The sequence below is a fragment of the Stenotrophomonas sp. AG209 genome, assembly GCF_003550055.1.
GTDB lineage: Bacteria > Pseudomonadota > Gammaproteobacteria > Xanthomonadales > Xanthomonadaceae > Stenotrophomonas.
In genome coordinates this window covers 173384-194825 of the sequence record NZ_QXDB01000004.1, presented here as the reverse complement: position 1 = coordinate 194825, position 21442 = coordinate 173384, and the positions used below count along the sequence as shown (strand labels likewise).

The window sequence follows — 21442 nt, the reverse complement described above, 5'->3', positions numbered from 1 at the left end:
CACGGTGCGAAGGCAGTCGTGAAGGTGCCCCCGATGTATCCTGTTGCGCTGAATCGGGCTGCGGCATGCGACCCAATTGAACCATCAACAGGAGAACAGGTAGTGCCCACATGGCTTGTCACCGGCGGTGCCGGATTCATTGGCGGTAACTTTGTTCTCGAAGCGGTCGCCCGTGGTATCAAGGTCGTCAATCTCGACGCCCTGACCTATGCCGGCAACCTGAAGACCCTGTCCAGCCTGGAGGGCAACCCGAACCACGTGTTCGTGCAGGGTGACATCGGCGACAGTGCTCTGGTGACCCGTTTGTTGGCCGAGCACCAGCCGGATGCGGTGCTGAACTTTGCCGCCGAGAGCCATGTGGACCGTTCCATCGACGGTCCGGGCGCCTTCATCCAGACCAACGTGGTGGGCACCCTCGGCCTGCTGGAAGCGGTGCGCGACTACTGGAAGGCGCTGCCGGCCGGGCAGGGCGCGGCCTTCCGCTTCCTGCACGTGTCCACTGACGAGGTGTACGGCACCCTGGGTGAGACCGGGAAGTTCAGCGAAACCACCCCGTATGCCCCGAACTCGCCGTACTCGGCGTCGAAGGCGGCCTCGGATCACCTGGTGCGCGCCTTCCATCACACTTACGGGCTGCCGGTGCTGACCACCAACTGCTCGAACAACTACGGTCCGTACCACTTCCCGGAGAAGCTGATCCCGCTGGTGATCGCCAAGGCGCTGGCCGGCGAGCCGCTGCCGGTGTACGGCGATGGCAAGCAGGTGCGTGACTGGCTGTTCGTGTCCGACCATTGCGAAGCGATCCGCACCGTGCTGGCCAAGGGCCAGGTTGGCGAGACCTACAACGTCGGCGGCAATTCCGAAAAGCAGAACATCGAAGTGGTGCAGGCGATCTGCGCACTGCTGGACCAGCGCCGCCCGCGCGCGGATGGCCAGCCGCGCAGCAGCCAGGTCACCTATGTCACCGACCGCCCCGGCCATGACCGCCGCTACGCGATTGATGCCTCCAAGCTGAAGAACGATCTGGGCTGGGAACCGGCCTACACCTTCGAGCAGGGCATCGCCTTCACCGTTGACTGGTACCTGGACAACCAGGAATGGGTCAACGGCGTGCTGGATGGCAGCTACCGCCTGCAGCGCATCGGCACAGCGGCCTGAACCCAGGAGACACCATGACCCAGCGCAAGGGCATCATCCTCGCCGGTGGTTCCGGCACCCGGCTGTATCCGATCACCAAGGGCGTCAGCAAGCAGCTGCTGCCGGTGTACGACAAGCCAATGATCTATTACCCGCTCAGCGTGCTGATGCTGGCGGGCATCCGCGAAGTGCTGATCATCAACACGCCGCATGAGCAGGCGTTGTTCCAGCAGTTGATGGGCGACGGTTCGCAGTGGGGCATGGACATCCAGTACGCGGTGCAGCCGAGCCCGGATGGCCTGGCCCAGGCCTACCTGATCGGCCGCGATTTCGTCGCCGGCAAGCCGAGCTGCCTGGTGCTGGGTGACAACATCTTCCACGGCCACGGGCTGCGCGAGGTACTCAAGCGTGCAGACGGGCGCGTGCACGGCTCGACCGTGTTCGGCTACTGGGTGAATGATCCGGAACGTTACGGCGTGGCCGAGTTCGACCAGAGCGGGAAGGTGATCGACCTGGTCGAGAAACCGGAAAGGCCACGCTCGAACTATGCGGTGACCGGCCTGTACTTCTATGACGGCAACGCCAGCGATTACGCGGCCGAACTCAAGCCGTCGCCGCGCGGCGAGCTGGAGATCACCGATCTCAACAAGCGCTACCTGGCCGAAGGCAACCTGCACCTGGAGGCGCTCGGCCGTGGCTATGCCTGGCTGGATACCGGCACCCACCAGTCACTGCTGGAGGCCTCCAACTTCATCGAGACCATCCAGACCCGTCAGGGCCTGCAGGTCTGCTGCCCCGAGGAAATTGCATTCGGGCAGGGATGGATCACTGCCGAACAGCTGGAAGCACTGGCCGCGCCGTTGATCAAGAACGGCTACGGCCAGTACCTGCACAAACTCGCCCTGCGTGGAGTCGTTCCGTGAAAGTGATTGAAACCAAGTTACCCGGCTGCGTGGTGATCGAGCCGGCCGTGTTCGGCGATGCCCGTGGTTACTTCTTCGAAACCTGGAACGCCGAGCGCTTTGCTGCGCTGGGACTGCCGGACCGTTTCGTGCAGAGCAACGTCTCCACCTCCGCGCAGGGCGTGCTGCGCGGCCTGCATTACCAGTGGCCGCGGCCGCAGGGCAAGCTGGTCAGCGTGCTGGAAGGCGAGGTCTATGACGTGGCCGTGGACATCCGTCGCGGCTCGCCGACCTTCGGCCAGTGGGAAGCGGTGGTGCTGAGCGCGGAGAACAAGAAGCAGTTCTGGATTCCGGAGGGCTTCGCCCACGGTTTCGCCGTGCTGTCCGAGCGTGCGGTGTTCAGCTACCTGTGCACCGAGGTCTACCTGAAGGACTTTGATGCCGGCGTGCGCTGGAACGATGCCGACATCGCAGTGGACTGGCCGGTCAGCGCACCGACCCTGTCGGCCAAGGACGAGAACGCGCCGTTCCTGAAGGACATCGCCGAAGACCGTCTGCCGGTCTACGTCGCATGACGGTGCTGGTGTTTGGTGGCAACGGCCAGGTCGGCCAGGAACTGCTGCGCGCGCTGGCACCGCTGGGCCAGGTGGTCGCGACCACCCGCAGCGGTGCCCTGCCCGACGGAAGTGCCTGCGAAACGGCCGATTTCGGCCAGCCCGACAGCCTGCCGGCATTGCTGGACCGCGTGCAGCCATCGCTGGTGGTCAATGCGGCCGCCTATACCGCAGTTGATCGTGCCGAGCAGGAGGTCGAAGCTGCCTTTGCTGCCAATGCGCAGGCGCCGGGCGTGATCGCGCGCTGGTGTGCGGCGCATGGCGTGCCGCTCGTGCATTACTCCACCGACTACGTGTTCGATGGCCAGGGCAGCGCGCCCTACCGCGAGGACGAGCCGACCGCACCGCTGGGCGTGTATGGCACCAGCAAGCGCGATGGCGAGGATGCGGTGCGCGCCGCTGGTGGCCGTCACCTGATCTTCCGCACGGCGTGGGTGTATGCATCGCACGGCGCCAACTTCCTGCGCACGATGTTGCGGGTGGGTGCCGAGCGTGACGTATTGCGTGTGGTGGCCGACCAGATCGGTACGCCGACGCCGGCGGCGCTGATCGCCGATGTCACCGCGCAGGCACTGCAGCATCCGGGCCAGCTTTCGGGGACCTGGCACCTGACCGCCAGTGGCCAGACCAGTTGGCACGGTTTTGCCGAAGCGATTTTTGCCGAGGCGCTGGCGACGGGAGTACTGGCCAAGGTGCCGTCGGTTGAAGCGATTGCCAGTTCCGAGTACCCGACACCGGCCAAGCGCCCGGCCTGGTCGGTGCTGGACAACCGTAAGCTGCAGCAGGATTTCGGCATCGTGCTGCCGGAGTGGCAGGACGGCCTGAAGCGGGTGATGGCACAGTTCTGATCGCCGGCCGCGCGGTGCGGCGGATGACGGAAGCCCGGCCTTGGCCGGGTTTCTGCTTCTTCGCGCTGTGCAACGTTTCGAACCAGGCATTGCTGAGCGTGAGTACGCGCGAATCCGGTGCTGCTGAACTACCATGCGCATCTGGATTCTCCCGCGCAGTGCGTCGAAGTTGCTGCGCTTGTACCTGGAAGGACGCTCCATGAATCTGCCTGCTTTGCACGCCCGCGCATCGCGAAAGTGGTCTCCACTCATGCTGGCACTGGGTGTCGGCGCGCTGGCGCTGCTGGCACGACTGCTGTACGTACAGTTCTTCGCTACGCCGATGCCCTACATGGATCAATGGGATGGGGAGTGGGCCTCTGCGCTCAAACCATGGCTGGAAGGAACATTGCAGTGGCAGATGTTGCTCGCGCCGCACAATGAGCATCGCATCCTGCCCACGCGCCTGGTCACCCTGCTGTCGTATGCCGTCACCGGGCAGTGGAACAACGTCTACGAAGCACGGGTCGCGGCGGTCGTGTTCTGCTTCATCCCCGCATTGCTGGTCTGGCACGCGTTTCGCGACGTGGGCGCTGCTGTGGGTCGCTGGATGCTGCTGCTGTTGGCGATTCTGCTGTCAGTCCTGCCGTTCGCGTGGGAGAACTTCCTCGTTGGCTTCCAGTCGCAGTTCTACTTCCTGATCCTGTCCAGCATCGTGGCCATCGCACTGGTGGCCAGGCACCATCAGAATATTGTGGCATTGCCTGCTGCGATCGCACTGAGCGTGTTTGCCAGTGTCACCATGGCATCGGGCCTGCTGACCGCAGTGGCAACAGCTGCGACCTGTGTCCTGGCCTGCATCTGCCTTCCCGGCCGACGAGTGCCGGCGTTGTGCGCAACAGCAGTGCTGGCGGCCGTCGCGATGGTCGCCTACGCTCAGGTTCCCGTGATCGAGGTCAATACGGTCTTGCGTGCGCAGAGCGCAGGCGAGTTCATCTACGCCGCGTCTCGGGTTCTGGCGTGGCCCATGCGGTCAGGTGGGTTCGCACTGATCATCTGGCTGCCTGCCACCGTGATGGTCGTGCGCATGGTGATCCGCCGGCAAGCGTCGCCCACCGACCTGGTGATGGCAGGACTCTGCATCTGGTCTGCGCTTCAGGCATTGGCCATCGCCTATGGCCGCGGCCATGACATGAGGGCGCCGATGTCCCGCTATACGGAACTGTTTGTGCCTGGCTTGTTTGCCAACGCATGGTTTGCCATCCAATTGTGGGGCCTGGCTTTGAAGGGCCCGCGACTGCGCACGGCAAGGCGTACGGCGGTGCTCCTGTTCGCGCTTGTCGTTGCATATCCACTGCTGGGCCGGATCGGAAAGGATGTTGCCAAGCTCCAGCATTTCAGCGCGGCAGCGCGGCTGCAACAGGACAATGTCCGGCGCTACCTTGCGGGCGCTGACCTCCGTGCGCCGCAGGCGGGCGAGTTCGAGCTGCCGTATCCCGACACGAACCGCCTCAAGTCCTATCTGGATGATCCGGTCCTGCGCCGGATCCTTCCTGTAGACCGTGCCGGATCGGCGCCCCTGGAGGGCGCCGGAGCTCAGCGGCGCTGAGAGTTGAACCCGTCAACTACGCCCGTAGGTGTCCTCGAAGCGAACGATATCGTCTTCGCCCAGGTAACTGCCGGACTGCACTTCGATCAGTTCCAGCGGCAGTTTGCCCGGGTTGCGCAGGCGATGGGTCACGCCCAGTGGAATGTAGGTGCTCTGGTTCTCGCTCAGCAGGATGACTTCGTCACCCCGGGTCACCTCGGCGGTGCCGCTGACCACGATCCAGTGTTCGGCACGATGGTGGTGCATCTGCAGGCTCAGCGTGCCGCCGGGCTTGACCGTGATCCGCTTCACCTGGAAGCGGGCACCGTTGTCGATCGAATCGTAGGCGCCCCACGGACGATAGACCTTGCGGTGCCAGGTCGCTTCACTGCGGCCTTCGGTCTTCAACTGTGACACCACTGTCTTGACCTCCTGCATGCGGTCAGCCTTGCCGACCAGTACCGCATCGTCGGTCTCCACCACGATCACATCGTCCAGGCCGACCATCGCCACCAGGCGCTGGCCATAGGCGTAGGTGTTGCGGCAGTCGATGGCGATCACATCGCCCTGGTGGGCATTGCCGTCACCATCCTGCTGCGAGACGTCGCGCAGTGCGGTCCACGAACCGACATCATTCCAACCCGCGTCGAGCGGGATCACCACCGCATCGGCGGTCTTCTCCATCACCGCGTAGTCGATGGAATCAGAGGCGACGGCGGCGAAGGCGGCCTTGTCCAGGCGCGTGAAGTCGGTGTCGCGGCGGGCCAGCTGCCATGCGCTGCGGCTGCCGGCGAGCATCTCCGGCTGGAAGCGTTCCAGCTCCTGCAGGTAGCGCGATGCCTTGAACAGGAACATGCCGCTGTTCCAGTAGTACTGGCCGCTGGCCACGTACCCGGTAGCGGTGTCCAGGTCGGGCTTCTCGACGAAGCGTTCGACGGCACGAAGGCCCTGGCCGTCGGCGGCCTTGATGTAGCCGTAGCCGGTTTCAGGGCCCGTGGGCACGATGCCGAAGGTCACCAGCTTGCCCGCCTCGGCAGCACTGGTGGCTGCCTGGACGACGCTGCGGAAGGTGGCTTCATCGCTGATCACGTGGTCCGAAGGCAGCACCAGCAGCAGCGCATCGGCGCCGTCGCGGGTCGCTTCCAATGCCGCTACCGCGATGGCCGGCGCCGTATTGCGCCCCATCGGCTCAAGGATGATCGCAGCCGGCTCGGCACCGACCTGGTGCAGTTGCTCGGCGGCGACAAAGCGGTGTTCCTCGTTGGCGATCACCAGTGGACCACGGCTGGCAATGGGGGCCACCCGCTGCCAGGTAGCCTGCAGCATGGTCAGCTCGCCGGCCAGTGGCAGGAACTGCTTCGGGTAGGACTCACGTGACAGCGGCCACAAGCGGGTGCCGGAGCCACCGGAGAGAATGACGGGCTGAATGATGCTCATGGTCTTCCTTGGTTATTGCTGAAGGAGGTGGGAAATTTCGTCGGTGCGCGCCTGCATCAACGCGGCATCACCGCGGGCTTCGACATTCAGACGCAGCAGCGGCTCGGTGTTGGAACTGCGCAGGTTGAAGCGCCAGTCGCCGAAATCGGCGCTGATGCCATCGGTGTAGTCCAGTGCGGGCGCCAGCGCGGCGAAGTGCTCCATCACGCGTGCCACGGCGGCCTTGGCATCGGCCACCTTGAAGTTGATCTCTCCGCTGCACGGATAGGCCGCCATGCGATCTTCAACCCAGTCGGCCAGTGAACGTCCGCTTTCCGAAATCAGCTGGGCGATCAGCAGCCACGGGATCATCCCGGAGTCTGCATAGGCGAACTCGCGGAAGTAGTGGTGGGCGCTCATCTCGCCGCCATAGACCGCATCTTCCGCGCGCATCTTCTCCTTGATGAAGGCGTGGCCGCTCTTGCACAGCACCGGCACGCCGCCGGCGGCTTCGACCATTTCCACCGTGTTCCAGACCAGGCGCGGGTCGTGTACAACCTTGCCACCGGGCTGACGGGCGAGAATGGCCTTTGCCAGCAGGCCGACCAGGTAATAGCCTTCGATGAAACGGCCGGTGTGGTCGAAGAAGAAACAGCGGTCGAAGTCACCGTCCCAGGCAATGCCGAAGTCGGCATCGTGTTCGCGCACGGCCTCGGCGGTGGCGGCGCGGTTCTCCGGCAGCAGCGGGTTGGGGATGCCGTTGGGGAAGCTGCCATCGGGTTCATGGCAGATGCGGATGAATTCCAGCGGCAGGTGCGGCGCCAGCAGGTCGACGATGGCACCGGCGCCGCCGTTGCCGGCGTTGACCACCAGCTTCAGCGGCTTGAGCTTGCTGGCGTCCACGTAGCCCAGCAGGTGATCGATGTAGGCGCTCTTGTCGTGGCGCGCGGTCTGCGCCGCAACCGGTGGCTGTGCGCTGCCGGCATCGGCGGCCACCGCGTCGGAGATCGCGAACAGGCCGGTATCGGAACTGATTGGCCGTGCGTTTTCCTTGACCAGCTTCATCCCGTTGTAGTCCATGGGGTTGTGGCTGGCAGTCACCATCACGCCGCCCGCGGCGCCCAGGTGGTCGGTCTGGAAGTAGACCTCCTCGGTGCCGCACAGGCCGATGTCGATCACTTCGCGGCCCACGCCACGCAGGCCGGCGGCCAGCGCGTCCTGCAGTGCCGGGCTGGTCAAACGGACATCATGACCCAGGACCACGGGGCCCGGGGCGAGCTGAGCGGCCAGGGCGACGCCGATGCGGCGGGCGAGGTCTTCGTTCAGTTCTTCCGGGACGCGGCCGCGGATGTCATAGGCCTTGAAGGCGGGCAGGGGCATCGATCGGGTCCATTGTGGGCACAGCCGGTGATTGTACCGCCAGCCCCGTATGGGAATCGTTTCCATGCCGCAACGCCACGTGACCGGCCGGCGCGCTGGCCTAGAATGAGCGGATTACATCAACGAGGTGAGGGCGTAGATGAGCAACCCGGCAACGACCGACGGCAAGCGCGGCAAGCGCTTCGCCAGTGCGGCGGAGGCCCTGCAGGGGGTGGTCGCCGATGGCCAGACCCTGGCCGTGGGCGGCTTTGGCCTGTGTGGCATTCCCGAGGCGCTGATCGCTGCCTTGCGCGACAGCGGCACCAAGGGCCTGACCGTGATCTCCAACAATGCCGGCGTCGATGGCTTCGGCCTGGGCCAGCTGCTGGAAACGCGGCAGATCAGGAAGATGATTTCGTCCTACGTGGGCGAGAACAAGGAATTCGAGCGGCAGTTCCTGGCCGGCGAGCTGGAGCTGGAATTCAACCCGCAGGGCACCCTGGCCGAGCGCCTGCGTGCCGGTGGCGCGGGTATTCCGGCGTTCTTCACGGCCACCGGCTACGGCACGGTGGTGGCCGAGGGCAAGGAAACCCGCGAATTCGACGGCAAGCACTACGTGATGGAGACTGCGCTGCGCGCCGACGTGGCGCTGGTCAAGGCCTGGAAGGCCGACGAGGCCGGCAACCTGGTGTTCCGCAAGACCGCACGCAACTTCAACCCGGCCTGCGCGATGGCCGGCAAGGTCTGCATCGTGGAAGTGGAAGAGGTGGTGCCGGTCGGCTCCATCGACCCGGACCAGGTGCACCTGCCGGGCATCTATGTGCACCGCATCGTGCACAACGCGCATCCTGAAAAGCGAATCGAACAGCGCACCATCCGCGCGGAGGGCAACTGACATGGCGTGGACCCGTGATGAGATGGCCGCGCGCGCGGCGCGCGAGCTGACCGATGGCGCTTACGTGAACCTGGGCATCGGCCTGCCGACACTGGTGGCCAACCACATTCCCGAAGGCGTGGATGTGTGGCTGCAGTCGGAAAACGGCCTGCTCGGTATCGGCCCGTTCCCGACTGACGCCGAAGTCGACGCCGACCTGATCAATGCCGGCAAGCAGACCGTCACTGCACGTGCGGGCGCCAGCTACTTCGGCAGCCACGACAGCTTCGCGATGATCCGCGGTGGGCATGTGAACCTGGCTATCCTTGGTGCCATGCAGGTCACCGACAAGGGTGACCTGGCCAACTGGATGGTGCCCGGCAAGATGGTCAAGGGCATGGGCGGTGCGATGGACCTGGTCGCTGGTGTGCAGCGCGTGGTGGTGCTGATGGAGCACACCGCCAAGAACGGCGAGCACAAGATCCTGGCCGAATGCACGTTGCCGTTGACCGGCGTGGGCGTGGTCGACCGCATCATCACCGACCTGGCGGTGTTCGACGTGACTGACAAGGGCCTGCTGCTGGTGGAAGCCGCGCCGGGTGTCAGTGATGAGGAACTGCAGGAAAAGACCGGCGTCGCGTTTCTTCGCGGCTGAAGGTGCAAGGGCGGCCCAGGGCCGCCCTGTTTCTTGAGGGGGTGCCATGCTGTTTCCCCATACGCTGCCCGATGCCGATGTGTTGCACCTGCCGGGCTGGCTGGCCGCGACCGATGCCGACCGGCTCATGGAGGCGCTGCAGGCCGGCGTGCCGTGGGAGGTCCACCGCATCCGCATGTTCGGCAGCTGGGTGGACTCGCCACGGCTGAGCTGCTGGATCGGCGACCCGCAGGCCCGCTACCGTTACTCTGGTGCCGAGTTCGTGCCGCACCCGTGGCCGCCTGTGTTGCTGGCCGTGCGCGAGCACCTGCAGGCCGAAGGACACGGCCACTTCAACAGCGTGCTGCTGAACCGCTATCGCAGTGGCGGTGACTACATGGGCTGGCATAGCGATGACGAGCCGGAGCTGGGGCCGGCCCCGGTGATCGCTTCGCTGAGCCTGGGTGCCGCACGCCGTTTCCTGCTGCGCCGACGCGACGATCCGGCGCGCAAGGCTGAATTCGTGCTTGGCCACGGTGACCTGCTGCTGATGGCCGGGCAGACCCAGCGCTTCTACCAGCACGCGCTGCCGAAGATGGCACGGGTACAGGGAGAGCGGATCAACCTGACGTTCCGGTGGATCCAGCCCGGCTGATCCTGGGACGAAGTGTCAGGCGCGCAGCAGATCGATGCCGGCAGACAGCACGCCGCGACCGAAGTGGCCGTAGTTGCCGCGTAGCAGTTCACCCAACACTGCCGGGATACGCCGCAGGCGCGAGCTCGGCAGGCTGGTACGCACGGCGATATGACGTCGCTTGCGTTCGATCCAGGCCAGCTGGGTAGCGGGCAGGCCGCGCGCGCGCGCGCGCTCCAGCAGCTGGCCACATTCCACCCGCTCGCTTTCCAACTGCCGCTTGCGTCGTACCGCGCGTGGCGTGGCATCGTTGCCACCAAGGCCCAACTGATTGTTGCTGTGCAGGCGGTAATCAATGAGCGTCTCGGAAAGGCTGTCGATCTCCCCGCGCATGGCAGCCAGTGTGCCGATCCAGGCGTCGTGTACCCAGTCCGATGCCGGCAGCGGAAGTGCGTCGGCCAGGACCGACCGGTGCAAGGCCATTGCGGCACCGGTCATCAGCTTGCGCTTGAGCATCAATCGGAACCCGTCGCCGGCATGCATCCGTGCCCGTTGCGCGGTGCCGTAGTGCAGCGCGGTGAACAGGGTCTGCGGCATGGGCTGACCTGCATCATCGATCAAGCGAGCGTCGCAGTGCAGGACGCGCAGGCCAGGGCGTGCATCGAACTCGGTGCAGAAGCGTGCGACCTTGTCGGGATGCCAGACATCGTCCTGGTCACACAGGAAAATGAGCGTGCCGGTGCAGGCGCGCAGTGCGCCATCGAAATTGCGCCGATAACCCACGTTCTGTGGATTGACCTGCAGGTCAACCGAGATACCCGCAGCCTCGGCGCGTGGCACGAAGGCCCGCAGCAGCACCAACGTGCCATCGGAGGACACGTCGTCGCGGATCACGATCTGGTCCGGTCGGCGTGTCTGTGCCAGCAGGCTGTCGAGCTGCTCCTGCAGGAAGCGCTCACCGTTGTACGTGCAGACGGCGATGGAGACGGATGCGGGCATCAGCGAGGGAATGGGCCGTGGCCTGTGATTATCGCACGCACCTGCTGCAGCGCCGACGGGCATGGACCGGTGCTACCTGAATCTGGCGGCGGCAGCGCCGGGCTATGCCCGGCGAATGCGGCGATCAGCGCGCGACGGTCGGCTGGTCGGCCTGTCCGCTCTGCAACGTCCAGCCCACCATGTCCTGTGCCAGCTGCTGCAGGCCGCGCTCGAAGGCCGCGGTCACCGCCGGTACATCGGTGCTGCCGACGGGCTGCGCCTGGCGGAAGGTGCGGTCCGCGACCACGCGCTGGTCGGCGACATGGATCAGCTTGGCGTTGACCTCGATCACCACCGTCGGCGTGGCCTGGCCCTGGTAATCCGATTCGAAGCGGCGCACGTCGGTGGACAGCTTGTAGTCGGCGCGGATGCCGGCGGTGCTGCGGGCCACGCCGCGGATGCGACCTGAATCCTCGAAGCCGCGCAACAGGGTGTCCTCGATCATGTCGGTGGCCGGCTGGGCCCAGCTGGCGCCCTTGTAGATCTCCAGCTGCGACGGTGTCGGCCGCACGTTGATGCGCGGGCTGTCGACCATGCGCGCGGCGCTGGGCTTGGCCAGCACCAGCTGCCAGCTGGCCTGCGGCCAGGCCGGGTCTGCCTTGACCTGCACGGACGGCGAGTACAGCGTCACCGCGGTCTTCTCGCTGCTGCCAAGGATGGAGCAGCCGCCCAGCAGGGTGACCATCGAAGCGGCCAGCAGCAGGCGCGGGAGGGTGGTCGGGCTCATTTGGGTTCGAACTCCTTCGGTGCGTCGCGGCCCAGCAGGTAGCGCGCGGGGTTGTTCTCAAGACGGTCGCTGACCCGGCGCAGGTCGCGGATCAGGCCGCGCAGTTCGGTCAGCGTCGGGCCCAGCTGGCCGAGGCCATCGTTGGCAAAGCTGTTGATCGCGGCGCGGTTCTCGCCAAGGATCGAATCGGCGTTGCCGGCGGCCGAATCGAGCTTGGCCAGGGTGCCGTCGAGCTTGTCGATGATGCCGGGCAGCTGCTGCACCAGGTTCTTGTCCAGGCGCTCGATGGTGCCGTTGGTGGTCTTCAGCGTGGTGTCCAGGCTGCGGGCGGCGTCGCGCGCGCTGAGCAGCAGCGCCTGCGTGCCCTGGTCACGGTCGGCCAGGCCGCCGCTGATTGTCTCCAGGTTGGCCAGCGTCGCGTTGATCGAGGCCACGTTGCGGTCGCTGAGGATCTGGTCCATGCGCTCGACGATGCGGTTGGCGACGTCGGTGATGTTCTGCAGCGCAGAGGGTGTGGTCGGGATGATCGGCGCCGGGTCCTTGTTGACCGTGGTCAGCGCCGGCGACTGCGGCGTGCCGCCGCTGAGCTGGATGATCGACGGGCCGGTCAGGCTGGTGATCGCCAGCTTGGCGCGGGTATCGGTCTTGACCGGCGTGTTGGAGTTCAGGCGGATGCGCGCGACCACCTGGCGCGGGTCGTCCGGCACCAGGTTCAGTTCGGTGATCGAGCCCACCGCGATGCCGTTGTACTGCACCGGGCTGCCCACCGACAGGCCGGTCACCGCTTCGCGGAACACCACGCGGTACTCCTGCCAGGTGCGGTCGGAGGAGTACTTGGCGGCCCACAGGCCGAAGGCCAGCAGGGCCAGGCCGGTGATCAGGGTGAACGCGCCGATCAGCACGTAGTTGGCTTTGGTTTCCATGGCTCAGGCACTCTCGATCTGTTCGCCACGCGCGGCGCGCGCGCGGGGTCCGTGGAAGTATTCCTGGATCCACGGATGATCCAGTTTCTCGATGTCAGGCAAGGGTGCGTTGGCCACTACCTTGCGGTCGGCGATCACCGCGACCCGGTCGCAGATCGCGTACAGCGTGTCCAGGTCGTGGGTGATCAGGAACACGGTCAGCCCCAGTGCTTCCTGCAGGGTCTTGATCAGGCGGTCGAACGCCGCCGCGCCGATCGGGTCGAGGCCGGCGGTGGGTTCGTCCAGGAACAGCAGAGGCGGATCCAGCGCCAGTGCCCGGGCCAGGCCGGCGCGCTTGCGCATGCCGCCTGACAGCTGCGAGGGCAGCTTGTTGATCGCGTCGGCGGGCAGGCCGGCCAGTTTCACTTTCAGCAGCGCCAGTTCGTAGTGCCAGCGCTCGGGCAGCTCGCGATGGTGTTCCTTCAGTGGCACCTGCACGTTCTCGCCCACGGTCAGCGAGGAGAACAGGGCGCCGTCCTGGAACAACACGCCGGTGTTGCGCTCGATGTGCAGGCGGCTCTCGGTATCGTCGGCACGCGCGTCGCGGCCGAGTACTTCGATCTGCCCGGCATCGGGCACGCGCAGGCCGAGGATCGAGCGCATCAGCACCGATTTGCCGGTACCGGAGCCGCCGACCACGCCCAGGATTTCGCCGCGGCGTACGTCCAGGTCCAGGTCTTCGTGCACGGTCTGGCTGCCGAAGCGGTTGACCAGTCCACGCACGCGGATGGCCAGTTCGTGGCCCTGGTCGTCGCGCATGTCGAGGGGGGCGGGGAGGGCGGATGTGCTCATGTCACCAGTCCATGTGCATGAACCACAACGCCGCGAAGGCGTCGATGATGATCACCAGCGAGATCGTCTGCACCACGCTGGAGGTGGTGCGCTCGCCGACCGACTGCGCGGTACCTTCGACCTTCAGTCCTTCCAGGCAGCCGATCAGGCCGATCACCAGCGCGAACACGGGTGCCTTCGACAGGCCGACCAGCATGTGCCGCACTTCCATCGTCTCGTGCATGCGCGCGATGTACATCTGCGGCGGGATGTCGAGGTCGAACGCGCCGACGGTGATACCGCCGGCCAGACCGGCGACCATCGCGATGAAGGTCAACAGGGGCAGGGTGACCAGCAACGCCAGCAAGCGTGGCAGCACCAGCAGGTCGACCGGGTCCAGGCCCAGGGTGCGCATCGCATCGATTTCCTCGCGTGCCTTCATCGCACCGATCTGCGCGGTGAACGCACTGGCGGTGCGGCCGGCCAGCACGATCGCCGTCAGCAGCACCGCGAACTCGCGCAGGAAGGCGATGTTGACCAGCTCGACCACGTAGATCTCGGCGCCGAAGTCGCGCAGGATGGTTGAACCGAGGAATGCGATCACCGCGCCGACCAGGTAGGACAGCAGCGCCACCAGCGGTACCGCGTCCAGCCCGACCTGCTCCATCTGGTGCACGGTGGCGGTCAGCCGGAAGCGGCGGGGTTCCTTGACCAGCCGGGCCGCCTTGACCAGGTTCTCGCCGAGGAAGCTGCACAGCGCCTTGATGTTGTGGCCGGTGGTGTGGACGCTGACGCCCAGCCGTTCCAGCGCGGCCAGTACGCCGAAATCGCGCTTGGGCTTGGGCCGGTCGTCGGCCACTTCCTCGATGGTGCACACCAGCGCCTGGTGGTCCGCGCGGAACTGCAGTGCGTCTTCGTGCAGATCGGCACGATGGGCCACGCGCAGCACCTGCAGCACGCCGGCCGAATCCAGCTGTTCGATGCCGGTGGCATCGATGCCGGTCAGTTTGTCGGGAACGCCGTGCAGAACCTCGGCCGCGGCCAGCGCGGTCTTCAAGGTCCAGGTGCCGGACAGGCGGATCAGGCCCGGGTCGTGGGCATCCTGTTCGAGCTGGGGGGCGTGGTTCGGGGTCACTTGGGCCATTCGGGTCGCAGCATAACCGTTCTGTATCGGGCTTCGCGTCGAACTCGGATGAATTTCTCCGGTGGGCCCCAGCGTAGGTAATACTACGGCGCATGTCCGCAGACGCTCACACGATCCCCACGCCCCAGGCCACCTACGCACAGCGCGTGGCCTTTGTTTCCGAGATCGCCGGACGCCTGCACAGCTATGGCACCACGGCCCAGCGCCTGGAAACGGCGGTGGTGGCACTGGCCCGCCAGCTCGATCTGGATTGTGAACCGTGGTCGAATCCCACCGGTATCATCCTCAGCTTCAGCGACCCGGCGCAGGCGATCGGCTCCAGCGACATCACCCGCGTGATCCGCCTGGCGCCCGGTGAGAATGACCTGCACAAGCTCAGCGTCGCCGACCACATCGCCGAGGAAGTGTCCAACGGGCGGATGAGCATCGCCCAGGGCCACACTGCACTGCGCCAGCTGGACAAGGATCCGGGCCGGCGCGGCAAGCTGCGCACCATCCTGTCATTCAGCCTCGGCGCGGCCGGCGTGGCCGGGATGTGGAAGCTGCCGTGGCTGGACATTGCCACGGCCGGTGTCATCGGCCTGATGATCGGCCTGCTCGGCATGGTCACCGATCGTCGCCCGGCCACCCGCGAAGCGGCCGAGGCGCTGGCGGCGCTGCTGGCCGGCATGGTCGCCACCCTGGTGGCGTCCTTCATCGGCGCGCTCAACCTCAACACGGTGATCATCGCCTCGCTGGTGGTGCTGCTGCCCGGCATGTCGCTGACCAATGCGGTCAATGAGCTGGCCAGCCAGCACTGGGTGTCGGGCACCGCGCGCTTTGCCGGCGCGCTGACCACCATCATGAAGCTCAGCGTCGGCGCGATGATCGCGGTGACCCTGGCCGACGTGCTCGGGCTGGATCCGGTGATCCGTGCCACGCGGCCGCAGGGGCCATGGGTGGAGTGGGGCTCGCTGCTGACCGCGGCGTTCGCCTTCGCGATGCTGTTCAAGGCCAATCGCCGCGATTACCCGTGGGTGATCGCCGCCTCGGTGGCCGGTTATGCGATCTCCAAGTTCGGCGGCCACGCCTGGGGCGCGCCGGCCGGCATCTTCCTGTCGGCGATGCTGCTGACCGCCGGCGGCAATCTGTTCGGTCGCCTGGTCGGGCGTCCGGGCGCGATCATCCGCCTCCCGGGCATCATCATGATGGTGCCCGGCAGCACCAGCCTGCGCGGCGTGCTGACCCTGGTCCAGCAGCAGGACGTGGGCGCCGGCCAGAGCGTGTTCCTCACCGTGCTCAACGTGGTGATGGCGCTGGTGGCGGGCCTGCTGTTCGGCAACCTGCTGATGCCGGCCCGCAAGACACTGTAGGTGTGGACCATTGGTCCACACACCTTTCCGAGAAATGAAAAAACGCCGGCATTCGCCGGCGTTTTTCAGTGCATCCCGATCCGGCCTCAGGCTTTCTTGATCAGGAAATCTTCCGGCTTCTTGTTGCCCTTGGCGGTCAGTTCAGCCATCCAGCGCGGCTGCTTGCCACGGCCAGTCCAGGTTTCCTTGGGGTTGGCCGGGTTGCGGTACTTCGGGGCAACCTTGCCCAGCTTGCGGCCGGCGGTCTTCGACGGTGCCTTGGCGACCTTGACCACCTTGCGCGCGCGCGGGGCCGGGGCGTCGCCGAACAGTTCCTCGATGGTGTAACCCTCGGTCTTGGCCAGCTTGGTCAGCTGGGCGCGAACCTTGGTGATCGGCCGGCGCTTGGCGACGATGGTCTGCTGCTTCTTCGCGGTGCGGATCAGGGCGCCCAGCTCGCGCGCCGACAGGCCGGTCAGGTCAATGCTCATTTACGGTTACTCCGGAAACTAATAAGTGGACGGGACAAGCCAGTCCATGGCGTCGGCGGACAGAATAGAGATGAATTAATCCAAGCACAAATGCAGGCAGGACATGCCGTGGCGGCATGCCGACGCTGTCGCGGTGATTTTGACCGGATTATGTCCGCTGCAATATCGGCCCGTGCTGGCGCAGGCAAAAAAAAGACCGGGGCAGGCCCCGGTCTTTCCACGTCAGCCCTGCAGTCGCTGCAGCAGGGTCGCCTTGTCCAGGCTCTCCGCGTCGCTGGCGCGGCGCGAGCGGTACTCGTAGGTGCCGGCGGCCAGGCCGCGTTCGCTGACCACCACGCGGTGCGGGATACCAATCAGCTCCATGTCGGCGAACATCGCGCCCGGGCGCAGGCCGCGGTCGTCGAGTGCAGCGTCCAGGCCCGCGTCGCGCAGCTCCTGCAGCAGGTTGGCAGCGGCGTCGGCCACGGCGGTATCGCCCTTCGGGTTGATCACGCACACCACGACCTGCCACGGCGCCATCGCGTCCGGCCAGATGATGCCGGCATCGTCATGGTTCTGTTCGATCGCGGCAGCCACCACGCGCGAGATACCGATGCCGTAGCAGCCCATCGCCATCACCGCCGCCTTGCCGTTCTCATCCAGCACGGTGGCATCCAGCGCTTCGGCGTACTTGCGGCCGAGCTGGAACACGTGGCCGACTTCGATGCCACGGGCGATCTTCAGTTCACCGCCGTCCACGGCACGGTCGCCGGCACGCACGTTGCGGATGTCGGCCACTTCCGGTTCCGGCAGGTCGCGGCCCCAGTTGACGCCGGCCAGGTGGAAACCGGCTTCGTTGGCGCCGACGACGAAGTCGGCCATCGCCGCTACTTCACGATCGGCGACCACGCGGATGGCCTTGGCCGGGGCGACCGGGCCGAGGAAACCCGGCACGCTGCCCAGGTGCTCGGCGATTTCCGCCTCGCTGGCGAAGCGCTGCTCGTCCAGGCCGGCGACCTTGGCCAGCTTGATCTCGTTGACCTCATGGTCGCCGCGTACCAGAACCAGCACGAACTGCTGTGCCTTGCCTTCGCCGGCGATCAGCGCCACCGACTTCACCGTGCGCTGCAGGTCGATGCCGAGCAGGGCCGCGACGTCTTCGCAGGTCTTCTGGGTGGGGGTATCCACCTTGCGCATCGTTTCGGCGGCGGCCGCACGCGGCGCCGGATCGGCGGCAATGGCCGCTTCCATGTTGGCTGCGTAGTCCGAGCCGGTCGAGAACACCAGCGCGTCCTCACCGGAATCGGCGATGACGTGGAATTCCTGCGACGCATCGCCGCCGATCGCACCGGAGTCCGCCTGCACCATGCGGAAATCCAGGCCGAGGCGGGTGAAGATGCGGCTGTAGGCCGACTTCATGTTCTCGTATTCGCGCACCAGGCACTCATCGTGCAGGTGGAACGAATAGGCGTCCTTCATCAGGAACTCGCGCGAACGCATCACGCCGAAGCGCGGGCGGATCTCGTCGCGGAACTTGGTCTGCACCTGGTAGAAGTTCACCGGCAGCTGCTTGTAGCTGGACAGCTCGCTGCGCGCGAAGTCGCAGGCGGCTTCCTCGGCGGTCGGGCTGTAGCAGAACACCTGGTCCTTGCGATCCTTGATCTTCAGCAGCTGCGGGCCGAATTTCTGCCAGCGGCCGGTCTGCTCCCACAGTTCCTTCGGCTGGATGGTCGGGATCTGGAATTCCACGGCACCGGCCCGGTCCATTTCCTCGCGCACGATGCGTTCGACCTTGCGCAGCACGCGCAGGCCCAGCGGCGACCAGGTGTACAGGCCCGATGCCAGCTTGCGGATCATGCCCGCGCGCAGCATCAGCCGATGGCTGGTCAGCTCGGCGTCGCTGGGGGTTTCCTTGGTGGTGTGCAGGTGGAACTGGGAGAGGCGCATCGTCGGCTTCGGATAACGGCAGAGACGTCTATTCTGCCAGCCCGGCCGGGGGGAGGGGTATCGGCAGGGCTGCGCCCTGCACCCGCCTGAAGCAACGTCAACGGCAACGGCAACAGCAAGAACGGGTTTCCTGGGAGATGGCGGGGTGGGTCCGGTTGCGGGGGGCGCCGTGAATACGTCCATGTAGGCTCGGTCGCGGCTTGCTCGTGTGCGCTGTCCTGCGCACACGGCAAGACCAGGGTTGGGCTTCCTGCCCAACCCGCCCGAGGCATGCCTCGGGCCCATGCGGCTCACGCCCCCGCAACCGGACCCACCCCGCCTTCGACAGTTTCCTGCGAGCTGTCGGAACAGCTCGTGGGGTCAGATCCGTTTTCCGCAGGAAAACGGATCTGACCCCGGATTCAATTCGATATCTGACAGATTTCATCCACGCATGGCGTGGATCTACTGACCGTCACTAGCGGTCTGTCAGGGGCGGGGCGGTGTGGGGTGGCAGGACCGTTGGCGCCATGGATGGCGCCATCGAGCCCCCATGGGTGAGGGCGCTTTGCTCGCGAAGCACTGCTTCGCAAGCGCCCGAACGCACAGCCGCCAGCGGCTGGGCCGGGCCGCGGAGCGGGGTTTACGGCGTGTCCTGGCAGCCCACACCGCCCCGCCAAACCCACAGAAAGCCCAGAGCCGGCTGTTGCCCTTGCTGTTGCCTCTGCGGGTGCAGGGCTGCAAGCCCTGCCGATACCCTCACTGTGCTGGGCAGTAGGCCTTGATGGCGGCTTCGGCCAATCCCTTCTGCGCGGTGTGCTGCTCGGGGGTCAACGGGGTATCGGGCTTGCCATCGCCATCGGTGTCCTGCATCACCTGGCCGCCACCGTCCAGCAGGGCCAGGTTGGCCCGGGCCGTGCTGCACTGCTCGGGGACCGGCGCGGCCGGGGTCTCGGTGCTGGCCGCGGCCTGCGGGGTGCGGGCCTGCTCGCGGGTCTCGAACTTCTTGCCCGCCGGCGGGGTCTCCGAGTACTGGGTCACGCCATGGGCGTCCTTCCATTTGTAGACGGGGCCGGCCACGGCGTTGGCACTGGCCAACAGCAGCAGGCATCCAAGGCAGGACAGGGCACGCATGGCAAACTCCACGGAATGGGCGCAGAACGCCGATTGCAGCATTGGCGCCGACCGCTGGCAAGTCGATTAAACTGGATTCCATGGACCCGATCACACCGCCGCCGCGCTCGCGCACGATTTACCTGCTGCCCAACCTGTTCACCACCGCCGGCCTGTTCGCCGGCTTCTACGCGATCATCGCCGCGGCCAACGGGGATTTCGTCAATGCCAGCATCGCCGTGTTCGTGGCGGCGGTGATGGATGGCCTGGACGGGCGCGTGGCGCGCCTGACCGGCACCAGCAGTGAATTCGGCGTGCAGTACGACTCGCTGGCCGACCTGGTCAGCTTCGGCATGGCCCCGGCGCTGGTGATGTACCACTGGTCGCTGTCGTGGCTGAAGTTCGACGATCCGCTGCTCGGCCGCGTCGGCTGGGCGGTGGCCTTCCTGTATGCGGCCTGCGCGGCACTGCGCCTGGCCCGCTTCAACACGCAGGTGGCGGTGGTCGACAAGCGCTGGTTCGTCGGCCTGGCCAGCCCGGCCGCCGCAGGCCTGATGATGTCCTTCGTCTGGGCGTTCGCCGATGGCAACCTGGGCTGGGACGGCAACCAGCTGCGCTACGTGGCACTGGCGGTGACGATCATCGCTGCGCTGCTGATGGTCAGCCGCATCCGCTTCTGGAGCTTCAAGGGCGGCGCTGCCAAGGGCACCCGTTCGGACCGCGTGCCGTTCCTGGTGCTGGCACTGGTGCCGGTAGCCATCGCCATTGCGGTCATCGACCTGCCGCGCGTGCTGTTCGCGGTCGGCATCCTGTACGCCTTGTCCGGCCCGGTGATGTGGGCCGTGCAGCGCCTGCGCAAGAAGCCCGAGGCGGCGTGAGCGAGGACCTGCCCGTGCTGTGGTCACCGGCCCAGCAGGCCTGGCTGCAGGCCATGGGCTATACCGTCTATCACGACGGCCAGCTGGCTACCGAGCTGGATGCCGCGCTGCAGTTGAGCGTGGCCGAAGCCGAGGCCAGCGTCGCCGCGCCGGAACCGGTGCGTGCCGCCGTGCCGTCGCGCGGACAGCATGCCGGGCCGGCGCCCGCAGCCCGCCCGGAACGCCCGGCACCGCCGCGCCGCGAAACGCCGGTCAGCGCCCCGGACACCGTACCGGCGGCTGAGCGCCCGATGCCCAGCGGCAACGCACGCCAGCCGGTGGTCCGCCTGCCGGATCGCCTGCAGATCGCGCTGCTGCGTGCGTCCGGCTGCAACCCGAACGCCCCGGCAACGCAGCGGTTGATGGACAGCTGGCCGCTGGACCAGCTGCGCCACGACCCGGCCGCCAAGCGTGCGCTGTGGCCGCAGCTGCGTGCCCTGCGCAAGCGGGGCACGCCATGAGTGCGGTTACCCGGCCCGGCCCGATCAGCCTGCGTGCGCTGCGCGAGAGCGACCTCAATGCGGTGATGGCGATCGAACTGCGGGGCTATCCTTTCCCCTGGACCCGCGGCATCTTCATCGACTGCCTGCGCGCCGGCTATCCCGGCCTGGCGATGGAGCGCGATGGCCTGCTGATCGGCTATGGCGTGCTCAGCATCGCCGCCGATGAAGCGCACGTGCTGAACATCTGCATCGATCCGCTGGCGCAGTCGCGCGGGCTGGGTCGCCAGCTGCTGCGCGCACTGGTGCAGCTGGCCGCCGCCCGCGGCGCACAGCGCGTATTCCTGGAAGTGCGTCCGTCCAACGCGCCGGCGCTGGCGCTGTACCACAGCGAAGGATTCAACGAGATCGGCCGCCGCCCGCGCTACTACCCGGCGGCACAGGGCCGCGAGGATGCGGTGGTGATGGCGATCGAACTGGTCGACGGCGACCTGCAGGCAATGCCGCCGCTGTAACGCAGACTGGTTGCCGGCCAGCGGCCGGCACTACCGATGGGTCTCCGCTGTGATCGACACATCGCCTGCCGTGGTAGGTGCCAACCTTGGTTGGCACGCTTTC

Annotated in this window: 22 protein-coding genes; 12 read left to right on the top strand and 10 right to left on the bottom strand. The window is 66.4% G+C overall.

Going from position 1 to position 21442, the window contains the following annotated elements; all coding sequences use genetic code 11:
- Nucleotides 1-102 precede the first annotated feature (102 nt).
- The 5 genes from rfbB to DFO63_RS17835 all read left to right on the top strand — a co-directional run bounded on the left by rfbB (nucleotide 103) and on the right by DFO63_RS17835 (nucleotide 5089).
- The gene (rfbB, locus tag DFO63_RS17855; RefSeq protein WP_119007478.1) at nucleotides 103-1158 is read left to right on the top strand and encodes a dTDP-glucose 4,6-dehydratase; all 1056 of its coding nucleotides are present in this window, start codon (nucleotides 103-105) and stop codon (nucleotides 1156-1158) included.
- A 14-nt stretch (nucleotides 1159-1172) separates the two neighbouring features.
- Complete coding sequence (gene rfbA / locus DFO63_RS17850) at nucleotides 1173-2060, top strand: glucose-1-phosphate thymidylyltransferase RfbA (RefSeq protein ID WP_119007477.1); 888 nt, start codon at nucleotides 1173-1175, stop codon at nucleotides 2058-2060.
- Nucleotides 2057-2614 carry a dTDP-4-dehydrorhamnose 3,5-epimerase gene (gene rfbC / locus DFO63_RS17845; RefSeq protein WP_049443078.1) on the top strand — a complete coding sequence of 186 codons (558 nt, stop codon included), beginning with the start codon at nucleotides 2057-2059 and terminating at the stop codon, nucleotides 2612-2614. Before rfbA ends, rfbC begins: the two co-directional genes overlap by 4 nt.
- The gene (gene rfbD / locus DFO63_RS17840; protein WP_119007476.1) at nucleotides 2611-3501 is read left to right on the top strand and encodes a dTDP-4-dehydrorhamnose reductase; all 891 of its coding nucleotides are present in this window, start codon (nucleotides 2611-2613) and stop codon (nucleotides 3499-3501) included. The genes rfbC and rfbD overlap by 4 nt, the downstream gene beginning before the upstream one ends.
- Nucleotides 3502-3700: 199 nt before the next feature.
- Nucleotides 3701-5089, top strand: a complete 1389-nt coding sequence (locus DFO63_RS17835; RefSeq protein WP_147416470.1) for a hypothetical protein — start codon at nucleotides 3701-3703, stop codon at nucleotides 5087-5089.
- Nucleotides 5090-5101: 12 nt separating this feature from the next.
- On the opposite strand, the gene DFO63_RS17830 is transcribed toward DFO63_RS17835, so the two are convergent.
- Complete coding sequence (locus tag DFO63_RS17830) at nucleotides 5102-6505, bottom strand: mannose-1-phosphate guanylyltransferase/mannose-6-phosphate isomerase (RefSeq protein ID WP_049443081.1); 1404 nt, start codon at nucleotides 6503-6505, stop codon at nucleotides 5102-5104.
- A gap of 12 nt (nucleotides 6506-6517) precedes the next feature.
- A complete protein-coding gene (locus DFO63_RS17825; protein WP_101764917.1) occupies nucleotides 6518-7864 on the bottom strand; it encodes a phosphomannomutase in 1347 nt (448 codons plus the stop codon).
- A 139-nt stretch (nucleotides 7865-8003) separates the two neighbouring features.
- On the opposite strand from DFO63_RS17825, the gene DFO63_RS17820 reads away from it, so the two are divergent.
- Genes DFO63_RS17820 through DFO63_RS17810 form a run of 3 tightly spaced genes read left to right on the top strand, consistent with a single transcriptional unit; the run spans nucleotide 8004 to nucleotide 10006 of the window.
- Entirely contained in the window at nucleotides 8004-8738 is a 735-nt protein-coding gene (locus DFO63_RS17820; protein WP_119007474.1) for a CoA transferase subunit A, read from the top strand.
- Nucleotide 8739: 1 nt separating this feature from the next.
- A complete protein-coding gene (locus tag DFO63_RS17815) occupies nucleotides 8740-9372 on the top strand; it encodes a CoA transferase subunit B (protein ID WP_049443084.1) in 633 nt (210 codons plus the stop codon).
- Between the two features lie 46 nt (nucleotides 9373-9418).
- Nucleotides 9419-10006 carry an alpha-ketoglutarate-dependent dioxygenase AlkB gene (locus tag DFO63_RS17810; RefSeq protein WP_049443085.1) on the top strand — a complete coding sequence of 196 codons (588 nt, stop codon included), beginning with the start codon at nucleotides 9419-9421 and terminating at the stop codon, nucleotides 10004-10006.
- A 15-nt stretch (nucleotides 10007-10021) separates the two neighbouring features.
- Here DFO63_RS17810 and DFO63_RS17805 read toward each other — a convergent pair whose 3' ends face one another.
- From DFO63_RS17805 to DFO63_RS17785, 5 genes are all read right to left on the bottom strand, one after another.
- A complete protein-coding gene (locus tag DFO63_RS17805) occupies nucleotides 10022-10984 on the bottom strand; it encodes a glycosyltransferase family 2 protein (RefSeq protein ID WP_119007473.1) in 963 nt (320 codons plus the stop codon).
- A 124-nt stretch (nucleotides 10985-11108) separates the two neighbouring features.
- Nucleotides 11109-11750, bottom strand: coding sequence for an ABC-type transport auxiliary lipoprotein family protein (locus DFO63_RS17800; protein ID WP_049443087.1), 642 nt, complete (start codon nucleotides 11748-11750; stop codon nucleotides 11109-11111).
- Entirely contained in the window at nucleotides 11747-12673 is a 927-nt protein-coding gene (locus tag DFO63_RS17795; RefSeq protein WP_014035909.1) for an MlaD family protein, read from the bottom strand. Before DFO63_RS17795 ends, DFO63_RS17800 begins: the two co-directional genes overlap by 4 nt.
- 3 nt (nucleotides 12674-12676) lie before the next feature.
- Nucleotides 12677-13504, bottom strand: coding sequence for an ABC transporter ATP-binding protein (locus DFO63_RS17790; RefSeq protein ID WP_119007472.1), 828 nt, complete (start codon nucleotides 13502-13504; stop codon nucleotides 12677-12679).
- Between the two features lies 1 nt (nucleotide 13505).
- Complete coding sequence (locus tag DFO63_RS17785; RefSeq protein ID WP_075675419.1) at nucleotides 13506-14627, bottom strand: ABC transporter permease; 1122 nt, start codon at nucleotides 14625-14627, stop codon at nucleotides 13506-13508.
- Nucleotides 14628-14719: 92 nt separating this feature from the next.
- Between DFO63_RS17785 and DFO63_RS17780 the strand changes: the two genes are divergently transcribed.
- Complete coding sequence (locus DFO63_RS17780; RefSeq protein WP_014035912.1) at nucleotides 14720-15979, top strand: threonine/serine exporter family protein; 1260 nt, start codon at nucleotides 14720-14722, stop codon at nucleotides 15977-15979.
- 86 nt (nucleotides 15980-16065) lie between these two features.
- Here DFO63_RS17780 and DFO63_RS17775 read toward each other — a convergent pair whose 3' ends face one another.
- The 3 genes from DFO63_RS17775 to DFO63_RS17765 form a co-directional block, all read right to left on the bottom strand.
- Entirely contained in the window at nucleotides 16066-16449 is a 384-nt protein-coding gene (locus DFO63_RS17775; protein WP_119007471.1) for an H-NS histone family protein, read from the bottom strand.
- A gap of 222 nt (nucleotides 16450-16671) precedes the next feature.
- Nucleotides 16672-18375 (bottom strand): proline--tRNA ligase, encoded by a 1704-nt coding sequence (locus tag DFO63_RS17770; RefSeq protein ID WP_119007470.1) that lies wholly within the window; start codon nucleotides 18373-18375, stop codon nucleotides 16672-16674.
- Nucleotides 18376-19113: 738 nt separating this feature from the next.
- Nucleotides 19114-19488 (bottom strand): DUF4124 domain-containing protein, encoded by a 375-nt coding sequence (locus DFO63_RS17765; RefSeq protein WP_049443177.1) that lies wholly within the window; start codon nucleotides 19486-19488, stop codon nucleotides 19114-19116.
- 80 nt (nucleotides 19489-19568) lie between these two features.
- On the opposite strand from DFO63_RS17765, the gene pssA reads away from it, so the two are divergent.
- From pssA to rimI, 3 genes are read left to right on the top strand one after another with little or no spacing between them, the layout of a single operon-like run.
- The gene (pssA, locus tag DFO63_RS17760; protein WP_005415206.1) at nucleotides 19569-20345 is read left to right on the top strand and encodes a CDP-diacylglycerol--serine O-phosphatidyltransferase; all 777 of its coding nucleotides are present in this window, start codon (nucleotides 19569-19571) and stop codon (nucleotides 20343-20345) included.
- Nucleotides 20342-20845 carry a hypothetical protein gene (locus DFO63_RS17755; RefSeq protein ID WP_119007469.1) on the top strand — a complete coding sequence of 168 codons (504 nt, stop codon included), beginning with the start codon at nucleotides 20342-20344 and terminating at the stop codon, nucleotides 20843-20845. Before pssA ends, DFO63_RS17755 begins: the two co-directional genes overlap by 4 nt.
- Complete coding sequence (rimI, locus tag DFO63_RS17750; protein ID WP_119007468.1) at nucleotides 20842-21339, top strand: ribosomal protein S18-alanine N-acetyltransferase; 498 nt, start codon at nucleotides 20842-20844, stop codon at nucleotides 21337-21339. The genes DFO63_RS17755 and rimI overlap by 4 nt, the downstream gene beginning before the upstream one ends.
- Nucleotides 21340-21442: the final 103 nt, after the last annotated feature.

Bases quoted from the DNA above. Each gene is read 5' to 3' on its own strand.
- rfbA (WP_119007477.1), top strand. From the start codon at position 1,173: ATGACCCAGCGCAAGGGCATCATCCTCGCCGGTGGTTCCGGCACCCGG.
- rfbD (WP_119007476.1), top strand. From the start codon at position 2,611: ATGACGGTGCTGGTGTTTGGTGGCAACGGCCAGGTCGGCCAGGAACTG.
- DFO63_RS17835 (WP_147416470.1), top strand. From the start codon at position 3,701: ATGAATCTGCCTGCTTTGCACGCCCGCGCATCGCGAAAGTGGTCTCCA.
- DFO63_RS17830 (WP_049443081.1), bottom strand. From the start codon at position 6,505: ATGAGCATCATTCAGCCCGTCATTCTCTCCGGTGGCTCCGGCACCCGC.
- DFO63_RS17825 (WP_101764917.1), bottom strand. From the start codon at position 7,864: ATGCCCCTGCCCGCCTTCAAGGCCTATGACATCCGCGGCCGCGTCCCG.
- DFO63_RS17820 (WP_119007474.1), top strand. From the start codon at position 8,004: ATGAGCAACCCGGCAACGACCGACGGCAAGCGCGGCAAGCGCTTCGCC.
- DFO63_RS17815 (WP_049443084.1), top strand. From the start codon at position 8,740: ATGGCGTGGACCCGTGATGAGATGGCCGCGCGCGCGGCGCGCGAGCTG.
- DFO63_RS17810 (WP_049443085.1), top strand. From the start codon at position 9,419: ATGCTGTTTCCCCATACGCTGCCCGATGCCGATGTGTTGCACCTGCCG.
- DFO63_RS17805 (WP_119007473.1), bottom strand. From the start codon at position 10,984: ATGCCCGCATCCGTCTCCATCGCCGTCTGCACGTACAACGGTGAGCGC.
- DFO63_RS17800 (WP_049443087.1), bottom strand. From the start codon at position 11,750: ATGAGCCCGACCACCCTCCCGCGCCTGCTGCTGGCCGCTTCGATGGTC.
- DFO63_RS17795 (WP_014035909.1), bottom strand. From the start codon at position 12,673: ATGGAAACCAAAGCCAACTACGTGCTGATCGGCGCGTTCACCCTGATC.
- DFO63_RS17790 (WP_119007472.1), bottom strand. From the start codon at position 13,504: ATGAGCACATCCGCCCTCCCCGCCCCCCTCGACATGCGCGACGACCAG.
- DFO63_RS17785 (WP_075675419.1), bottom strand. From the start codon at position 14,627: ATGGCCCAAGTGACCCCGAACCACGCCCCCCAGCTCGAACAGGATGCC.
- DFO63_RS17780 (WP_014035912.1), top strand. From the start codon at position 14,720: ATGTCCGCAGACGCTCACACGATCCCCACGCCCCAGGCCACCTACGCA.
- DFO63_RS17775 (WP_119007471.1), bottom strand. From the start codon at position 16,449: ATGAGCATTGACCTGACCGGCCTGTCGGCGCGCGAGCTGGGCGCCCTG.
- DFO63_RS17770 (WP_119007470.1), bottom strand. From the start codon at position 18,375: ATGCGCCTCTCCCAGTTCCACCTGCACACCACCAAGGAAACCCCCAGC.
- DFO63_RS17765 (WP_049443177.1), bottom strand. From the start codon at position 19,488: ATGCGTGCCCTGTCCTGCCTTGGATGCCTGCTGCTGTTGGCCAGTGCC.
- pssA (WP_005415206.1), top strand. From the start codon at position 19,569: ATGGACCCGATCACACCGCCGCCGCGCTCGCGCACGATTTACCTGCTG.
- rimI (WP_119007468.1), top strand. From the start codon at position 20,842: ATGAGTGCGGTTACCCGGCCCGGCCCGATCAGCCTGCGTGCGCTGCGC.